At 63.8% G+C, this 431-nt stretch carries 1 protein-coding gene; it reads right to left on the reverse strand.

The annotated features are described in order from the left end of the window. Window positions 1-431: VCBS domain-containing protein (locus tag PMI21_RS02520; RefSeq protein WP_033064242.1), on the reverse strand; the 431-nt coding region annotated here is incomplete at both ends.

Genomic DNA, 431 nt, shown 5'->3' on the forward strand with positions numbered 1-431 from the left:
TGACCTGCACGCTGAACACCTCGTTATGACTCTCGCCAGCCTTCAGCGATTGCACGGCACTGGCAACGCCATCGGTGCCGTTGGCCAGGGTGTAGGTCCACTGACCGCTGCTGTCCACGGCGATCGAGCCGTAGCTGCCGGTATTGGACCCGGCGATGCTCCAGGTGGCGGTGGCATCGTGGTCGATGTCGGCCGAACTGAATTGGCCGCTGACGCTGAGCGTGGTGTCTTCCTGCACCGCGCCGGTATCGTTACCCGACGCGAAACTGAGCACCGGCGCATCGTTGCTGCCGGTGACGGTGACGGTCACCAGTTGGGTGTCCACACCGCCGAGGCCATCGCTGACCTGCACGCTGAACACCTCGTTATGACTCTCGCCAGCCTTCAGCGATTGCACGGCACTGGCAACGCCATCGGTGCCATTGGCCAGG

The sequence above is a fragment of the Pseudomonas sp. GM18 genome (assembly GCF_000282195.1).
Taxonomy (GTDB): Bacteria; Pseudomonadota; Gammaproteobacteria; order Pseudomonadales; family Pseudomonadaceae; genus Aquipseudomonas.